General features: G+C 70.3%; 15 protein-coding genes. 12 read left to right on the forward strand and 3 right to left on the reverse strand.

Annotated elements, in window-relative coordinates:
- Window positions 1-20: 20 nt before the first annotated feature.
- The 5 genes from ACGFJ7_RS37420 to ACGFJ7_RS37440 are packed head-to-tail and all read left to right on the forward strand — an operon-like array spanning window position 21 to window position 3,704.
- Window positions 21-971: a metal ABC transporter substrate-binding protein gene (locus ACGFJ7_RS37420; protein ID WP_392646697.1), complete on the forward strand. Its 951-nt coding sequence runs from the start codon at window positions 21-23 to the stop codon at window positions 969-971.
- A gap of 1 nt (window position 972) precedes the next feature.
- Window positions 973-1,719, forward strand: coding sequence for a metal ABC transporter ATP-binding protein (locus ACGFJ7_RS37425; RefSeq protein ID WP_360247507.1), 747 nt, complete (start codon window positions 973-975; stop codon window positions 1,717-1,719).
- Entirely contained in the window at window positions 1,716-2,609 is an 894-nt protein-coding gene (locus ACGFJ7_RS37430) for a metal ABC transporter permease (protein WP_392646700.1), read from the forward strand. The genes ACGFJ7_RS37425 and ACGFJ7_RS37430 overlap by 4 nt, the downstream gene beginning before the upstream one ends.
- Window positions 2,593-3,405, forward strand: coding sequence for a metal ABC transporter permease (locus ACGFJ7_RS37435; RefSeq protein WP_360247503.1), 813 nt, complete (start codon window positions 2,593-2,595; stop codon window positions 3,403-3,405). Before ACGFJ7_RS37430 ends, ACGFJ7_RS37435 begins: the two co-directional genes overlap by 17 nt.
- Before the next feature lie 11 nt (window positions 3,406-3,416).
- The gene (locus tag ACGFJ7_RS37440) at window positions 3,417-3,704 is read left to right on the forward strand and encodes a metalloregulator ArsR/SmtB family transcription factor (RefSeq protein ID WP_360247501.1); all 288 of its coding nucleotides are present in this window, start codon (window positions 3,417-3,419) and stop codon (window positions 3,702-3,704) included.
- Window positions 3,705-3,764: 60 nt separating this feature from the next.
- Here ACGFJ7_RS37440 and ACGFJ7_RS37445 read toward each other — a convergent pair whose 3' ends face one another.
- Complete coding sequence (locus ACGFJ7_RS37445) at window positions 3,765-5,819, reverse strand: PhoX family protein (RefSeq protein WP_392646702.1); 2,055 nt, start codon at window positions 5,817-5,819, stop codon at window positions 3,765-3,767.
- Window positions 5,820-5,908: 89 nt separating this feature from the next.
- Window positions 5,909-7,951: a PhoX family protein gene (locus ACGFJ7_RS37450; RefSeq protein ID WP_392646704.1), complete on the reverse strand. Its 2,043-nt coding sequence runs from the start codon at window positions 7,949-7,951 to the stop codon at window positions 5,909-5,911.
- A gap of 313 nt (window positions 7,952-8,264) precedes the next feature.
- On the opposite strand from ACGFJ7_RS37450, the gene kdpF reads away from it, so the two are divergent.
- The 7 genes from kdpF (at window position 8,265) to ACGFJ7_RS37485 (ending at window position 16,556) form a co-directional block, all read left to right on the forward strand.
- The gene (kdpF, locus tag ACGFJ7_RS37455) at window positions 8,265-8,354 is read left to right on the forward strand and encodes a K(+)-transporting ATPase subunit F (protein WP_360247495.1); all 90 of its coding nucleotides are present in this window, start codon (window positions 8,265-8,267) and stop codon (window positions 8,352-8,354) included.
- Window positions 8,354-10,000, forward strand: coding sequence for a potassium-transporting ATPase subunit KdpA (kdpA, locus tag ACGFJ7_RS37460; RefSeq protein WP_392646706.1), 1,647 nt, complete (start codon window positions 8,354-8,356; stop codon window positions 9,998-10,000). The genes kdpF and kdpA overlap by 1 nt, the downstream gene beginning before the upstream one ends.
- Entirely contained in the window at window positions 9,997-12,072 is a 2,076-nt protein-coding gene (gene kdpB / locus ACGFJ7_RS37465) for a potassium-transporting ATPase subunit KdpB (RefSeq protein WP_360247491.1), read from the forward strand. Before kdpA ends, kdpB begins: the two co-directional genes overlap by 4 nt.
- 4 nt (window positions 12,073-12,076) lie before the next feature.
- Window positions 12,077-12,910, forward strand: coding sequence for a potassium-transporting ATPase subunit C (locus ACGFJ7_RS37470; protein WP_392646708.1), 834 nt, complete (start codon window positions 12,077-12,079; stop codon window positions 12,908-12,910).
- A 19-nt stretch (window positions 12,911-12,929) separates the two neighbouring features.
- A complete protein-coding gene (locus tag ACGFJ7_RS37475; RefSeq protein WP_392646710.1) occupies window positions 12,930-15,407 on the forward strand; it encodes a DUF4118 domain-containing protein in 2,478 nt (825 codons plus the stop codon).
- On the forward strand, window positions 15,404-16,081 hold the full coding sequence (locus tag ACGFJ7_RS37480) for a response regulator (RefSeq protein ID WP_360247485.1): 678 nt from the start codon (window positions 15,404-15,406) through the stop codon (window positions 16,079-16,081). The genes ACGFJ7_RS37475 and ACGFJ7_RS37480 overlap by 4 nt, the downstream gene beginning before the upstream one ends.
- Before the next feature lie 79 nt (window positions 16,082-16,160).
- The gene (locus tag ACGFJ7_RS37485; RefSeq protein WP_360247483.1) at window positions 16,161-16,556 is read left to right on the forward strand and encodes an STAS domain-containing protein; all 396 of its coding nucleotides are present in this window, start codon (window positions 16,161-16,163) and stop codon (window positions 16,554-16,556) included.
- Here the strand turns inward: ACGFJ7_RS37485 and ACGFJ7_RS37490 are convergent.
- A complete protein-coding gene (locus ACGFJ7_RS37490; RefSeq protein ID WP_392646713.1) occupies window positions 16,522-16,878 on the reverse strand; it encodes an STAS domain-containing protein in 357 nt (118 codons plus the stop codon). The genes ACGFJ7_RS37485 and ACGFJ7_RS37490 overlap by 35 nt on opposite strands.
- Window positions 16,879-16,910: the final 32 nt, after the last annotated feature.

A 16,910-nucleotide genomic window follows, 5' to 3' on the forward strand; every position in this document is an offset into this window, starting at 1 on the left:
AACGATTACCGTTTCGCAGCGTGAAAGCACTGGGAATTCTCGCTGTCTCGGCGGCACTGATCTCGCTGGCCGGCTGCGGCTCCGACGACGGAGCGGCGGCCGCGCCGGACAGCTCCGCCCTCGCCGTGGTCGCGACGACCCCCGAGGTGGCCGACTTCGTCCGCAACATCGGCGGGGACGACGTCACCGTCACTCAGATCATCAAGCCCAATGTGGACCCGCACGAGTACGAGCCGACGCCGGCCGACATCAAGGCCATCGGCGAGGCCAAGGTCGTCGTCAAGAACGGCGTCGGCCTCGAGTCGTGGCTCGACCAGACCATCGCCTCGGCCGGGTTCAAGGGCACCGTCGTGGACTCGAGCCAGGGCCTCACCCTGCGCGAGGGCGGCCACGAGGAAGAGGGCGAACAGGCGCATGCCGAAGGTGAGGAGCACGATCCGCACATCTGGCACGACCCTCGTAATGCCAAACTCATGGTTACCACCATCGAGAAGGCGCTCGCGGCGGCCGATCCGGAGGACGCGGACTCGTACGCCAAGAACCTGACCTCGTACTCCGCCAAGCTCGACAAACTGGACGCCGACAACGAGGCGGCGTTCGCCAAGCTGCCCGCGGCCGACCGCAAGCTGGTCACCAATCACGACGCCTTCGGCTACTACGTGGCCCGCTACAAGCTGCAGTTCGTCGGCTCGGTCATCCCCAGCCTGGACACGTCGGCCGAGCTCTCCGCGCAGCAGCTCACCGACCTGGTGGCCAAGATCAAGGCAACCGGCACCAAGGCCATCTTCACCGAGAGCTCGCTCCCGCCGAAGTCGGCCGAGGCGATCGCCCAGCAGGCCGGCGTCAAGGTGATCGGCGGCGAGGACGCCCTTTACGGCGACAGCCTCGGCGAGCAGGGCACGCCCACCGGCACCTACCTCGGCGCCGAGGAGCACAACACCAAGGTCATCGTGGACGCGCTGGCCGGCTGAGATGGTCCTCCGCTTCACCGACACGAGCGTCGGCTACCGCGGCACCCCGGTCCTCACCCACGTGGATCTGTCGCTGGAGGCCGGGCAGTGCCTCGCCCTGGCCGGTCCCAACGGCGCCGGCAAGTCGACCCTGATCAAGGCGGTACTGGGGCTCACCGAAGTGCTCGCCGGCACGGCCCAAGTGTTCGGCGACGCGCCGGGCCAGGCGCGCGTCAGGTGCGGCTACGTACCGCAGGTCGGTGACCTCGACCCGGACTTCCCGGTCACCGCCGCGCAGGTCGTGCTGATGGGCCGCTACCGCCGGATCGGCTGGTGGCGGCCCACCCGGGCGGCCGACCGGCGGGCCGCCCGGGATGCCCTGGACCGGGTCGGGCTGGCCGGCGAGGCCGGCCGCCGGTTCGGGCTGCTCTCCGGCGGTCAGCGGCAGCGGGTGCTGCTGGCCCGCGCGCTGGCCGCCGAACCCGAACTGCTGCTGCTCGACGAGCCCTTCAACGGCGTCGACGTGGTCAGTCAGGAGGCGATCCTGACTGTTTTGCGAGAACTCACGAAGGGCGGCACGGCCCTGATGCTGAGCACCCACGACCTCGCCCTGGCCCGCGACGTGGCCGACCTGGTCTGCCTGATCAACGGCCGGCAATGGGCCTTCGGCCCGCCCGGCGAGGTGCTGACGGCGGATCAATTGCGTTCGGCGTACGGCGGACACGCGATCGACCTGCCGGACGGCCGCACGGTCCTGGTGGAGCCGTGATCCTCACTGTGCCGTTCATGGCCCGGGCGATGGCCGAGCTGGCGCTGCTGGCGCTGATCTGCGGCCCGGTCGGCGTGTTCGTGTTCGCCCGCCGGCTCTCGTTCGTCTCGGACGCGCTCACCCACACGGTCTTCCCCGGCGTGGTGATCGGCTTCCTGGCCGGCGGCGTGGAGGGCCTGGTCGTCGGCGCCCTGGTGGCGGGGCTGCTCACCGCGGTGGTACTGACCCTGCTGACGCGAAGCGGGGCGCTCTCCGACGACGCGTCCACGGCCGTGGTGCTGACCGCGATGTTCTCGATCGGCGTGGTGCTGGTGTCGCGCGAATCGTCGTACACCTCGGATCTGACGTCCTTTTTGTTCGGACGCCTGCTGACGGTGACGCCGCGCCAGATCGTGGAGACGGCGGCGCTGGCGGCGGTGATCCTGGCCATGCTGGCGATCGCGGCCCGGCCCCTGCTGTTCCGTACCTTCGACCCGGCCGCGGCGGCGGCGGCCGGCTATCGCCTCTTCTGGCTCGACCTGTGGCTCAACGTGATCGTGGCGCTGGTCGTGGTAGCGGCGGTCCGAGCGGTCGGCACCATCCTGGTCGTCGCCCTGCTGATCATCCCGGCCGCGGCGGCCCGCCTGATCACCGCAAGGCTGGCGGCGATGGCGGTGATCGGCACGGTCCTGATCCTGCTGGCCGGCTACGGCGGCCTGTGGATCAGCTGGACGGCGTCGGTCGACCACGGCATCGCCCTGACCTCGGCCTCGGCCGTCGTCCTCCTGCTGGTGGCGGCTTATCTCCTGTTGCTGCCGTTGCGCCGCTTCTTGCCCACGCGCGGACGCTCGCTTTCGCGCGGCGCGACACCGCCCACCCGAAAGGACTCACCCCATGAGCTGGTGGGATGACGCGCTGCACCGGGCGATCGCCGAGGTGGTTCTGGCCGGGGCGCTGGCCGGCCTGATCGGCGTGCAGGTGGTGGTGCGCCGATTGTCGTTCTTCACGATGGCGCTCACCCACGCCACCTTTCCCGGCGTCGTGGCCGCGTCTTTGATCGGTGTGAACGTCTTCGCCGGCGGCATCGTGGCCGGTGCGGTGGTGGCGCTGGGTGTGGCTGCCCTGAGCCGCCGGCCGGGCCAGAACGCGGCGGCCGCCACCGGGGTGGTGCTTTCGGCCGGTTTCGCGCTGGGTGCGGGACTGATCGCTACCCAGAGCGGCTTCAGCCGCGATCTGTCGGCGCTGCTGGTCGGCTCCATCCTCACTGTGAACAACCAGGACATTCTGATCACGGCGGCGATGCTGGTGGCGGTGGCGGCCCTGCTGGCGGTCTGCGCCCGGCCGTTGACGTTCGCGGGCTTCGACCCCGGCGGCGCCCGGGCGGCCGGCCTGGCCGTCGGTGCCTGGGACGTCGTACTCCTGCTGACCGTCGAGGCGGTCGTGGTCACGATCGTCCCCGCGGTCGGGACGATCCTGGCCGTCGCCCTGATCGTCGCCCCCGCCGCCGCGGCTCGCCTGTGGTCGGCGCGCCTGCCCGTGATCACGGCCTTGGCGGTGGCGTTCGCCGTGGCGAGTGGCCTGGGCGGTCTTTACGCCTCGTACCTCTGGAACGTCGCCGCGGGCGCGAGCATCGCTCTCACCGCGACCCTGCTCCTGGCCGTCTCTTCGCTTCTCGCCCGCCCGCTGAGAGGAATGGCCGCCGCATGACCGGGCCGGGCGTGAACGATGACGTTCTCGAGCGGGCGGTGACCGTTCTGCGCGGGATGGCGTACGAACACCGGCTGCGGATCCTGGTGTTGCTGCGTGGCGGCGAGCTCGGTCCTCCCGAGATCGCCGCCGCCGTGCCCGCCGACCCCACCGCGGTCGCCCACCACCTGCGGTTCCTGCTCGACGCGCGTCTGATCCGGCGTCGTCGCCGCGGGCGGCAGGTGTACTACGCCCTGACCGACGACGCGACCGCCCACCTGGTCACCGAGGTGGTGCGCTACTCGGGCGGCGAGCGCTGACCGCATGAAGACGCGACGCCACCGGGCCGGTGGCGTCGCGTGCCTTGGGAGGGGCGGGCGTCAGCTGCCGACCGGGCCGCCGTCGAGGCGCCACGTCACGACGACGCCGGGCTTGGCGTAGTCGCCGTCGGGCCAGGTGGAGGCGGGCTTGTCAACGGTGGCGCCGCTGATCTCGCCCGGGTGCTGGACCGCGACGAAGACCGAGCGGTCGTCGCCCGTGATGAACGGGCCGCACGTCTCGGCGCCGCGCGGCACAGTCAGGAACTGCTTCAGGGCGCCCCGCTCAGCACCCTCGATCGGGGTCGCGAACAGCCCGTCGTTGGTGCCCAGCGCGTTGCCGTCCGTCGAGATCCACAGGTTGCCGGCGCTGTCGAAGGCCACGTTGTCGGGGCAGGAGATCGGCGAGACCTTCGTCTTGTCGTATCCGCCGAAGTACGTGTCGGCGGCGGCCGGGTCGCCGCAGACGATCGGCAGCGACCACGTGAAGCTGGTGCCGGTGTGGTCGTTGCCGGATTCGACCAGCTCGAAGATGTGGCCGTGCTTGTTCGCCACGCGCGGGTTCGCCTCGTCCACGCCGGGGTTCGAGCCGACGCCCCGGTTGGTGTTGTTCGTCATCGCCGCGTAGATCTTGCCGGTCTTGAGGCTGGGCTGGACGTCCTCGGGACGGTCCATCTTGGTCGCGCCGACCTTGTCGCCGGCCAGGCGGGTGAAGGTCAGCACCTCGGCCGCGGTCATGCCGGGCACGTACGAGGTGTTCCCCGAGACCAGCTTGATCCAGGTGCCGGTACCGTCGAACGGGGCGGTGATCTCCCCGGCGGGGCTGTCGCCGGTCACCTTGGCGACGTAGAGCGTGCCCGACTCGAGCAGCGTCAGGTTGTGCCGCCGGTCGTTCTTCTTGTACTTGCCGGTTGATACGAACTTGTACAGGTAGTCGAAGCGTTCGTCGTCGCCCATGTACGCCACGACGTGTCCCGAGCGCGCCACGATGACGTTGGCGCCCTCGTGCTTGAACCGGCCCATCGCGGTGTGCTTGCGCGGCGGCGCGTCCGGGTTGAACGGGTCCACCTCGACGATCCAGCCGAAGCGGTTCGCCTCGTTCGGGTGCTTGGCCAGGTCGAAGCGCTCCTGAGCCCGGTCCCATTTGCGGGAGCCGCTCGGGTAGCGGGCGGTGGTGGTGATGCCGTACCGGTTGAGCTTCGCCTTGTCGGCCTCGGGCACCGCGTCGCCGCCGACGAAGTACTGGTTGAAGTTCTCCTCGCCGGACAGCACCGTGCCCCACGGCGTGACCCCACCGGCGCAGTTGTTCAGCGTGCCGATGACCGTGTAGCCCTTCGGGTCGGCGGCCGTGCGCAGGGCCGGCGTGCCGGCGGCCGGGCCGGTGAGCCGGAACGGGGTCTCCAGGGCCGTGATGCGGCGGTTGTAGCGCAGCCGCTTCGATCGGACCGGCTGCCACTGGCCGGTGTGGCCGACCCGCTCGATCTCGACCACGGAGAGGCCGTGCGCCGCGATGGCGACCTTCAGTTGCTCCACCGAGAGCGCGTCCAGGCTGGTGAAGCCCGGGAACATCAGCTCCTCGTTGGTGTACTCGTGGTTGACCACGAGCAGGGCCCGGTCGTCGTCGATCGGGATGACGCCGACGAAGTCGTTGTTGTATCCGAACTGCTTCGACTGGGCCTTGGCCGTCTGGTGGGCCAGGTCGAACGCGGGGGCGCCGGGCACGACCGGGTCGCCCCAGCGGATGACGACCGACGAGTCGTAGCCGTTGGGCACGATCAGGGTGTCGAGCTGGTTGGGCGGGATGGCCTTGAAGGTCAGCGGCCCTGCCTTGACGCCGCCGCCGTGGTTTCCATGAGCGAGAGGCGCGGCGCTTGCCGGGGCCGCCGCGACTGCCGGGCTGGAGCTGAGGCCGAGTACGAGGGCGCCGGCGCCGCCGGCCGCGAGCAGTCCCCGCCGGCTCAGGGCCGAGCTGACGACGTCGCCGAGGTACTGGTTGGCCGATTCGTTCGGGGCCGGGTGGTCGCACGCGTTGCCGCACCGGTAGAGGCACGTCATGGCGTCCCGGCTCCCGCCGCTGTGCCCCAGCAGGGGTAGCAACCGACGGCGAATATCAGGCATCTCATCTCCTCGATAGGTGAGCTGCCCGAAACGTAGGAGAGGGCGTTCACCCCGGACTACCGGTCCGGGGTGAACGCGGCGTAAACGTCTTAACTACCGATAGCTCTGTTATCGAGGTGCCAGGTGACGACGACCGCCGGTTTGGCGAAGTCGCCATCGGGCCAGGTCGATGCCGGGTTGTCGATCGTGCCGCCGGTGACCTCGCCCGGGTGCTGTACCGCGACGAAGACCGACCGGTCGTCGCCGGTGATGAACGGGCCGCACGTCTCGGCGCCCGGCGGTACCGTCAGGAACTGCTTGAGGTGCCCGCGCGACGGGCCCTCGATCGGCGTCGCGAACAGCCCGTCGTTGCTGCCCAGCGCGTTGCCGTCGGTGGCGATCCACAGGTTCCCGGTGCTGTCGAAGGCGACGTTGTCGGGGCAGGAGATCGGCGAGACCTTCGTCTTGTCGAAGCCGGCGAAGTAGGTGGACGGGTCGGCCGGGTCGCCGCAGACGATCGGCAGCGACCAGGTGAAGGTGGTCCCGGTGTGGTCGCCGCCGTCCTCGGTGATCTCGAAGATCTGGCCGTGCTTGTTGGCCACGCGCGGATTCGCCTCGTCGACACCGGGATACGTACCCACGCCGCGGTTGGTGTTGTTGGTGAGAGCGGCGTAGATCTTGCCGGTCTTCAGGCTGGGCTGGACGTCCTCGGGCCGGTCCATCTTGGTCGCCTTCACCGCGTCCCCGGCGAGACGGGCGAAAGTCAACACCTCGACCGCTGTCATTCCCGGTACGTACGAGGTGGTGCCCGAAACCAGCTTGATCCATCTACCGGTGCCGTCGAACGCGCCGTCCGAGGGCAGCTTCCCGGTGCCGTCGATCTCGGCCGCCGGGCTGTCCCCGCTGAGCTGGGCGACGTACAGCGTCCCCGATTCGAGCAGGGTCAGGTTGTGCCGCCGGTCGTTCTTGCGGTACTTGCCGGCCGAGACGAACTTGTAGAGGTATTCGAACCGCTCGTCGTCGCCCATGTAGGCCACGACATGGCCGGACTTGGCCACGATGACGTTGGCGCCCTCGTGCTTGAAGCGGCCCATCGCCGTGTGCTTGCGGGGCTTCGCGCCCGGGTCGAACGGGTCGACCTCGACGATCCAGCCGAACCGGTTCGCCTCGTGCGGGTGCTTGGCCAGGTCGAAGCGTTCCTGCGCCCGCTCCCAGCGGCGCGATCCGGACGGGTAGCGCGCGGTGGTGAGAATGCCGTAGCGATTGAGGTACGGCTTGTCGGCCGCCGGAACGGCGTCGCCGCCCACGAAGTACTGGTTGAAGTTCTCCTCGCCGGACAGCACCGTGCCCCACGGCGTGACCCCGCCGGCGCAGTTGTTGAGCGTGCCGATGATCGTGGTCCCGGCCGGGTTGGCCGCGGTCCGCAGCAGCGGCGAGCCGGCCGCCGGCCCGTCGGCCCGGAACTCGGTGGCCAGCATGGTGATCCGCTTGTTGTACGGGCGCCGCTTCGACCGGACCGGCCGCCACTGCCCGGTGTCGCCGACCCGTTCCAGCTCGACCACCGACATGCCGTGCGCGGCCATCGCGGCCCGGACCTGGTCGACGGTGAGCGCCTCCTGGGTGGTGAAGCCGGGGAACATCAGCTCCTCGTTGGTGTACTCGTGGTTCGACACCAGCAGGGCGCGGTCGTCGCGGCCGGGGAAGGGCAGCACGCCGAGGAAGTCGTTGTTGAAGCCGAACTGCTTCGACTGCGTCTCGCCGGTCTGGTGATGGACGTCGAGGCCCGGCGCCCCGGCGACGATCGGGTCGCCCCAGCGGATGACCACCGCGTGGTCGTATCCGTTCGGCACGATGAAGGTGTCGAGCTCGTTGGGCGGAATGGGCTTGAAGGTCAGGGCGCCCCCGGGTGTGGGGGCCGCCGCCGCAGGGGCCGCGGGGGCCGCGGTCGCCGGCGATACGTCCACGCCGAGCACCAGCGCACCGACTCCACCGGCGGCCAGCAACCCGCGCCGGCTCACCGCCGCGTCGATGATGTCGCCCAAATACGCATTGTCGGATTGGTTGGGCGCGGGGTGGTCGCACGCGTTCCCGCACCGGTAGAGGCAGGTCTTCGCGTCCCGGCCGTGGCCCAGCAGGGGTAACAGCTCGCGCATCTCGAGATCTCCTTTGATCGGAGTGCATCGATCCCAGGTGAACGCAGCGTAAACAACTCCACCTCAGAGAGCGACCCCCTGATTCTTTGTGGCCCCGGTCGCAGCCGCGTCAAAAACGCGTGAAGAAACCCCCGGCGGCCGTACGCAACGCGTCAACGCCGATGACGAGGGGTTCCCGGCGCGGTTCGCTTCACCGCGTACCACCTAAGCCCTCATGTCCAAGGAGTCACCCCGTGGCTGATCTCGGGTTCGTCGTTCTCACGGTCGTGCTGTTCGCGGCGCTGACCGTGCTGATCAAGGCGGTCGAACGCTCGTGACCGCCGTCAACGTCATCGGCCTCATCGTCGCCGTCGCCCTGGCCGGGTTCCTCGTGGCGGCCCTGTTGTTTCCGGAGAAGTTCTGATGGCCGGCTGGCTTTTCGTCATCACGCTGGTGCTCGCGGTCGCCGCGGCGTACCGGCCACTGGGTGATTACCTGTACCGGGTCGTCTCCGGTCGCAAGAGCAGCGTCGTCGAGCGCGGCATCTACCGCCTGGTCGGCGTCGACCCCAACACCGAGCAGACCTGGGGCGTCTACGCCCGCAGCGTGCTCGCGTTCTCGGCCGTCTCGATCCTGTTCCTCTACCTGTTCCTGCGGGTGCAGGACAGGATCTGGCTGTCGCTCGGCTTCGACGGTGTGCCCACGCACATCGCCTGGAACACCGCGGTCAGCTTCGTGACCAACACCAACTGGCAGGCCTACTCCGGCGAGTCGACAATGGGTCACCTCGCTCAGATGGCCGGCCTGTCGGTGCAGAACTTCGTCTCGGCCGGTGTCGGCATCTCGGTCGCGGTCGCGCTGATCCGCGGCTTCGCCGCCCGCCGGACGAACGCCCTGGGCAACTTCTGGGTCGACCTGACCCGGATCACGTTGCGCGTGCTGCTGCCGATCGCCGCACTGGCCACCCTGGTCTTCATGATCGCCGGCGTGGTGCAGAACCTGTCCGGCGGCACCGACGTCACCACGCTGACCGGCGCCACCCAGCACATCACCGGCGGCCCGGTCGCCTCGCAGGAGGCCATCAAGCTGCTCGGCACCAACGGCGGCGGCTTCTACAACACCAACTCGGCCCACCCGTTCGAGAACCCGGCCACCTGGACCAACTGGATCCAGCTGTTCCTGATCCTGTGCATCCCGTTCGCCATGCCCCGGGTGTTCGGCCGGATGGTCGGCCAGAACCGGCAGGGCTACGCGATCGTCGCCGTCATGGCGGTGCTGGCGATCGCCTCGATCGCGCTCACCGTCGGCTTCGAGGTGCACGGCGGCGGCACGGTCCCGCAGGCGGCGGGCGCCGCCATGGAGGGCAAGGACGTCCGGTTCGGCGTGCCCGACTCGGCCGCGTTCGGCGCGGTCACGACGCTGACCTCGACCGGCGCGGTGAACTCGTTCCTCGACTCGTACACCTCGTTCGGCGGCATGATGCCGCTGGTCAACATGATGCTCGGCGAGGTGGCCCCCGGCGGTGTCGGCGCCGGCCTGTACGGCCTGCTCATCCTGGCCACGATCACGGTCTTCGTGGCGGGTCTCATGGTCGGCCGTACGCCGGAATACGTCGGTAAGAAGATCGGTGCCCGCGAGATGAAGCTGGCGTCGCTGTACTTCCTGGTCACGCCGGCGATCGTGCTGATCGGCACGGCGGCCGCGTTCGCCACCGGCAACAACTCCACGGCGCTCAACACCGGACCCCACGGGCTTTCCGAGGTCCTGTACGCCTTCACGAGCGCCGGCAACAACAACGGCTCCGCCTTCGCCGGCATCACGGTCAACACCCCGTGGTGGGACACCGCGCTCGGCCTGGCCATGCTGCTCGGCCGCTTCCTGCCGATCATCCTGGTGCTGGCCCTGGCCGGCTCGCTGGCCCGGCAGAAGCCGGTGCCGGAGTCCGAGGGCACCCTGCCCACCCACCAACCCCTGTTCGTCGGTCTGGTCGTCGGCGTCACGATCGTGCTGGTCGCGCTGACCTTCCTGCCCGCTCTCGCTCTCGGTCCCATCGCGGAGGGCCTCTCATGACCTTGCTCGCCTCTCCTCCGAAAACCCCTTCCCCTTCGTCAGTACGCGGTGGGCTGCTCGACCCGAATCAGTTGTGGCGCTCCTTGCCGCAGGCGCTGGCCAAGCTCGATCCGCGCGCGCTCTGGCGCAACCCGGTCATGTTCATCGTCGAGGTCGGCTCGGTCTTCACCACCGTTCTGGCCATCACCGATCCCAGCGTGCTGGCCTGGATCATCACGGTCTGGCTGTGGCTGACCGTCGTGTTCGCCAACCTGGCCGAGGCGGTGGCCGAGGGCCGGGGCAAGGCGCAGGCGGCCGCCCTGCGCGCGGCCAAGCAGGACACCGTCGCCTACCTGAAAGACGGCCGTGAGATCGCGGCCACCGAGCTCAAGCAGGGCGACGTCGTGGTGGTCGAGGCCGGCCAGGTGATCCCCGGTGACGGCGACGTCATCGAGGGCATCGCCAGCGTCGACGAGTCGGCCATCACCGGCGAGTCGGCCCCGGTGATCCGCGAGTCGGGCGGCGACCGCTCGGCCGTCACCGGCGGCACCAAGGTGCTCTCCGACCGGATCGTCGTCCGGATCACCCAGAAGCCGGGCGAGAGCTTCGTCGACCGGATGATCGCCCTGGTCGAGGGCGCGAACCGGCAGAAGACGCCGAACGAGATCGCGCTCAACATCCTGCTGGCCGCGCTCACCATCATCTTCCTGCTGTCGGTGGTGACGCTGCAGCCGCTGGCCATCTTCTCGAAGGCGTATCAGGCGGCGGCGCCGGACACCATCGCGATCAACGCGCACGGTGTCACCGGCATCGTGCTGGTCTCGCTGATCGTCTGCCTGATCCCGACCACGATCGGCGCGCTGCTCTCGGCCATCGGCATCGCCGGCATGGACCGCCTGGTGCAGCGCAACGTGCTGGCCATGTCGGGCCGCGCGGTCGAGGCGGCGGGCGACGTCAACACGCTGCTGCTCGACAAGACCGGCACGATCACCCTGGGCAACCGCCAGGCGTCCGAGTTCGTCCCGGTCGACGGGGTCACCGCGCGGGAACTGGCCGACGCCGCGCAGCTGTCCAGCCTGGCCGACGAGACACCGGAGGGCCGCTCGATCGTTGTCCTGGCCAAGAACGACTTCGGCCTGCGCGAGCGCGAGCCCGGTCTGATGACCGACGCGACGTTCGTGCCGTTCACCGCGCAGACCCGGATGAGCGGTGTGGACATCGGAAATCGGCAGATTCGTAAGGGCGCCGCCGGTGCCGTGATCAAGTGGGTCGGGCACTCCTCGGACGAGGTGAGCGAGATCGTCGACGGGATCAGCGCCTCCGGCGGCACCCCGCTGGTGGTGGCCGAGAAGGACCGGATCCTCGGCGTCATCCACCTCAAGGACGTCGTGAAATCGGGCATGCGGGCCCGCTTCGACGAGATGCGCAAGATGGGCATCCGGACCGTGATGATCACGGGCGACAACCCGCGGACCGCGGCCGCGATCGCCGCCGAGGCCGGCGTCGACGACTTCCTGGCCGAGGCGACGCCCGAGGACAAGCTCGCCCTGATCAAGAAGGAGCAGGAGGGCGGCCGCCTGGTCGCGATGACCGGCGACGGCACCAACGACGCCCCCGCGCTGGCCCAGGCGGACGTCGGCGTGGCCATGAACACCGGCACGTCGGCCGCGAAGGAGGCCGGCAACATGGTCGACCTCGACTCCGACCCGACCAAGCTCATCGAGATCGTCGAGATCGGCAAGCAGCTGCTCATCACCCGCGGCGCGCTGACCACGTTCTCGATCGCCAACGACATCGCCAAGTACTTCGCGATCATCCCGGCGATCTTCGCGGCGGTGTACCCGGGCCTCGACGCCCTCAACATCATGCGGCTGCACTCGCCGGGCTCGGCCATCCTGTCCGCGGTCATCTTCAACGCGCTGGTCATCGTGGCGCTGATCCCGCTGGCCCTGCGCGGCGTGCGCTACCGGCCGTCGAGCGCGAGCGCGCTGCTGCGCCGCAACCTGTGGATCTACGGCCTGGGCGGCGTCATCGTGCCGTTCCTCGGCATCAAGCTCATCGACCTCCTCATCCAGTTCATCCCCGGGATCTGACAAGATGCGACTCCCTGCCTGGCTTTCACAGCACATCGCGGCGCTGCGCGCGCTGCTCGTCCTCACGGTCCTCCTCGGACTCGCGTACCCCCTGGCCTTCGTTGCCGTCGGGCACCTGCCCGGCCTCTCCGGCAAAGCGAACGGCTCTCTGACGAGCGCCGGAAGCACGCTCATCGGCCAGTCGTTCACCGACGCCGACGGCAACCCCGTCCCGAAGTACTTCCAGAGCCGACCCTCGGCGGCCGGCGCCGACGGGTACGACCCCACGGCCACCGCGGCCAGCAACCTCGGCCCGGAGAGCGTGGTCGACACGGCTGATGCGAAGAGCCTCCTCACCCAGGTCTGCGCGCGCAGTCTGGCCATCGGCAAGCTGGAGAACGTCGACGGCAGCCGGCCGTACTGCACCGCCGACGGTGTCGGCGCCGTACTCGCCGTCTTCTACCGCGACGGCCTGACCGGCCCGGTCACCCGCGCCGTCTCGGTCAACCAGACCGGCACGCCGTTCGTCGCCACCTACCACGGCGTCACGGTCGAGCCGGCCGAGGACGGCCAGGACTACGTGGCCGAGGGCGGCGTCGTCACCCCGATCCGCGGCGACGCCCCGGCCCACCCGGTCGTCCCGGCCGACGCCGTCACGGCCAGCGGCAGCGGCCTCGACCCGGACATCAGCGTGGCCTACGCGAACCTGCAGGCGCCCCGCATCGCCCGCGAGCGCAACCTGTCGCCGGCCCGGGTGCACAAGCTCATCGAGGAGCACACCGAGGGCCGCGCCCTGGGCTTCCTGGGCGAGCCGGCCGTCAACGTCCTGGAGCTCAACCTGGCCCTGGACGGAAAGTAGAGAGGGGAGGCGCGGCGCCATGGCGCGTGGAGAACTGCGGATCTATCTCGGCGCCGCGCCCGGCGTCGGCAAGACCTACGCCATGCTCGAGGAGGCCCACCGCCGGGCCGAGCGCGGCACCGACGTCGTGGTCGCGCTGGTCGAGACGCACGGCCGCAAGCACACCGCGGCGATGATCGGCGACCTCGACGTGATCCCGCGCAAGCGGGTCACCTACCGCGGCGCCGAGTTCACCGAGCTGGACCTCGACGCGGTGCTGGCCCGCCAGCCCGAACTGGCCGTCGTGGACGAGTACGCGCACACCAACGTGCCCGGCTCGGCCAACACCAAGCGATGGCAGGACGTGCGGGCCCTGCTCGACGCCGGCATCAGCGTGCTGACCACCGTCAACGTGCAGCATCTGGAATCGCTCAACGACGTGGTCGCCCAGATCACCGGCGTCGAGCAGCGGGAGACCGTGCCGGACGCCGTGGTCCGCGCGGCCGAGCAGGTCGAGCTGGTCGACATGACGCCCGAGGCGCTGCGCCGGCGGATGGCGCACGGCAACATCTACCAGCCCGAGAAGGTCGACGCGGCCCTCGGCAACTACTTCCGCACCGGCAACCTGACCGCGCTGCGCGAACTGGCCCTGCTCTGGCTGGCCGACAAGGTCGACGACCAGCTCGGCCAGTACCGCGCCGAGCACGGCATCGACAAGACCTGGGAGACCCGCGAGCGGGTGGTGGTGGCGCTGACCGGCGGCCCCGAGGGCGACACCCTGATCCGGCGGGCGGCCCGCATCGCCGCCCGCAACAAGGGCACCGACCTGCTCGCCGTCCACGTCACCCGCAACGACGGGCTGGCCGGCGCCGACCCGGCCCGGCTGGCCAAGCAGCGCCTGCTCGTGGAGACCCTGGGCGGCACGTACCACCAGGTCGCCGGGTCGGACGTGCCACAGGCCCTGCTCGAGTTCGCCGGGGCGGTCAACGCCACCCAGATCGTGCTGGGCGCCAGCAGCCGGGGACGGTTCGCCCAGATCTTCTCCTCCGGCGTGGGCGCCACCACGATCGCCCAGTCCGGCTCGATCGACGTGCACCTGGTGTCGCACGAGCGCGCCGCTCAGGGCCGCCGGCGGGCCCGCGTGCCGGTCGCCTTGTCGCCGGCCCGGCAGATCGCGGGTTTCGCCGCCGTCCTGGGCGGGCTGCCCGCGCTGACCGTACTGCTCACCATCGGCCCGTCCCTGTCGCTGACCAACGACATCCTGCTCTTCCTGGCCGCCGTCATCGGTGTCTCGCTGATCGGCGGCCTCTGGCCCGCCCTGCTCGCCGCGGTCGCCGGATCCCTGATCCTGAACTGGTTCTTCACCCCGCCGTTGAAGAAATTCACCATCGCCGAGCGGGACAACCTGCTCGCCCTCGGCATCTTCGTGGTGGTGGCGCTCGCGGTGAGCTGGGTGGTCGACACCGCGGCCCGCAAGACCCGGCAGGCCGCGTCCGCCTCGGCCGACGCCCAGATCCTGTCCACCGTGGCCGGCAGCGTGGTCCGTGGCGAGCGGCCGATGATGGCCCTGCTGGAACGGGTCCGCGAGACGTTCGGCTTCGACTCGGTGACCCTGCTCAGCGACGGCGAGCCGGCGGCCGAGGTGGGCACGCCGGTCTGCACCCGCTCGGCCGAGGCGGACGTCGAGGTGCGGGCCGACGAACACGTCACGATGCTGCTCAAAGGCCATCCGCTGGAGGCCTCCGACCGTCGTCTGGTCGAGGCGTTCGCCGCCCAGGCCGCGGTGGCGCTGCGCCAGGAACGGCTCAGCGCCGAGGCGGCCGCGGCGAAACCGCTGGCCGAGGCCGACCGGATGCGGACCGCGCTGCTGGCCGCGGTCAGCCACGACCTGCGCACCCCGCTGGCCTCGGCCAAGGCGTCGGTGGCGGGCCTGCTCAGCGACGAGGTCCACTTCGACGAGGACGACCGGCACGAGCTGCTGGTCACCGCCGACGAGTCGCTGGACCGGCTGGACCGCCTGGTGGCCAACCTGCTCGACATGAGCCGCCTCCAGGCCGGCGCGCTCGGCGTCAGCACCGTCGACGTCGGTGCCGAGGAGGTCATCCCGCGCGCGCTGGACGACCTCGGCCCCGACGGCCGCCGGGTCACCCTGCACATCCCGGACGACGTGCCGCCCGTACGGGCCGACCCCGGCCTGCTCGAACGCGTGCTGGTCAACGTGGTCGCCAACGCCCTGCGCTACAGCCCGCCCGAGCACCCGCCGGTGATCACCGTGAGCCGGTACGGCGACACCCTCGAACTCCGCGTCATCGACCACGGACCCGGCATCCCCCGGGACCGCTGGAACGACGTCTTCCTGCCCTTCCAGCGCCTCGGCGACCGGGACAACCACACCGGCGTCGGGCTCGGCCTGGCCCTGTCCCGCGGCCTCACCGAGGCGATGGGCGGCAGCCTCACCCCCGAAGAGACCCCTGGAGGTGGCCTCACCATGGTCCTTTCCCTGCCGGTGAGCTCATGACCCGCGTACTCGTGGTCGACGACGAACCGCAGATCGTGCGGGCGCTGCGCATCAACCTCAAGGCCCGGCGGTACGAGGTGGAGACCGCACCCGACGGCGCCTCGGCCCTGCACGCCGCCGCCCACCACCGTCCGGACCTGGTGGTCCTCGACCTGGGCCTGCCCGACATGGAGGGCGTGGAGGTGATCCGCGGCCTGCGCGGCTGGACCGGCGTACCGATCATCGTGCTCTCCGGCCGGGCCGGCAGCGCCGACAAGGTGGCGGCCCTGGACGCCGGCGCCGACGACTACATCACCAAGCCGTTCGGCGTGGACGAGCTGCTGGCCCGAATGCGCGCGGTGACCCGGCGCGCCCAGCCCGGCGACGAGGCCGGCCCGGTGATCACCATCGGCGCCCACACCGTGGACTTCTCCACCCGAACCGTGACCGGCGGCGACCACGAGGTACGCCTGACCCCGCGCGAATGGGAACTGCTGGAACACCTGGCCCGCCACCCCGGCAAGCTGCTCAGCCAGTACCACCTGCTCCAGCGGGTGTGGGGCCCGCAGTACGGCACCGAGACCAACTACCTGCGCCAGTACATGGCCCGCCTGCGCCGCAAGCTGGAAACCGACCCGGCCCGCCCCCGCCACCTGCTGACCGAGCCGGCGATGGGTTACCGCTTCGCCCCGTGAACGGCCTGGTTGGGATCGCACCGCCGAACGGTCTCGTGGTATTCGGCGGGCGGTTACCTGGGGCGGGTACACCGGGTACATGACGGACCTCCGCTGTGCCATCGAGAGAGACACCGACAAGGCCGGCAACACCACGTACCTGCACCTGAGCGGCTCTTTCGACAAGGCGGCCCACCGTGAGCTGCGGCGGTGGCTGTGGGATGCGTTCGCCCGCAAGCGCCGTGGCCGGGTCGTGGTCGATCTGGCCGGCGTCGACGAGATCGGCAGCGAGTGCATCGAGGTCCTGCTCATGGGCTACACCAAGGCGCTGCGCGGCGGGCACGGCTTCGAGGTCACCGACGCGCGGGGTGGCGTCCGGCAGATGCTCGAGGCCACCGGCCTGTGCGAGCGGCGGGACGACGACGTGCTCTACGCCCCGGCCTGGCCGGACATCTTCGAGTTCACGCCGCTGGGCGCTCCCGACCGGCTGGGCTGAGCCCCACGTCGCGCAGGCGGTGATGGGCCACGCCGGCCGCGCTGAGCCGGTCGGCGAGGGCGGGGCTGGTGTGGTCGAGGAAGACCGCTACCTGATGGTCGTCGCCGAGGAAGCAGGTGGCGACCAGGGTGCCCAGGTTGATCGGATCGATGTCGGGAACATCGTGCAGGTCGAGGACGAGCCGCAGGGGCCGCACGTGGCGCACGGCGTGGACCAGGGTGCGGCGCAGCTCGACCGCGTCCTCGGCGTCGAGAGCGCCGTGGGGCTGGATGACGAGCGTGCCGTCGGGGCTGGTTTCGACGTCGACCGTAGCAGCGGTCATCGCGGACCCTTCGTTACCCGTTGTTCTCCGGA

It is taken from the genome of Actinoplanes sp. NPDC048988 (genome assembly GCF_043197815.1).
Taxonomy (GTDB): Bacteria; Actinomycetota; Actinomycetes; order Mycobacteriales; family Micromonosporaceae; genus Actinoplanes.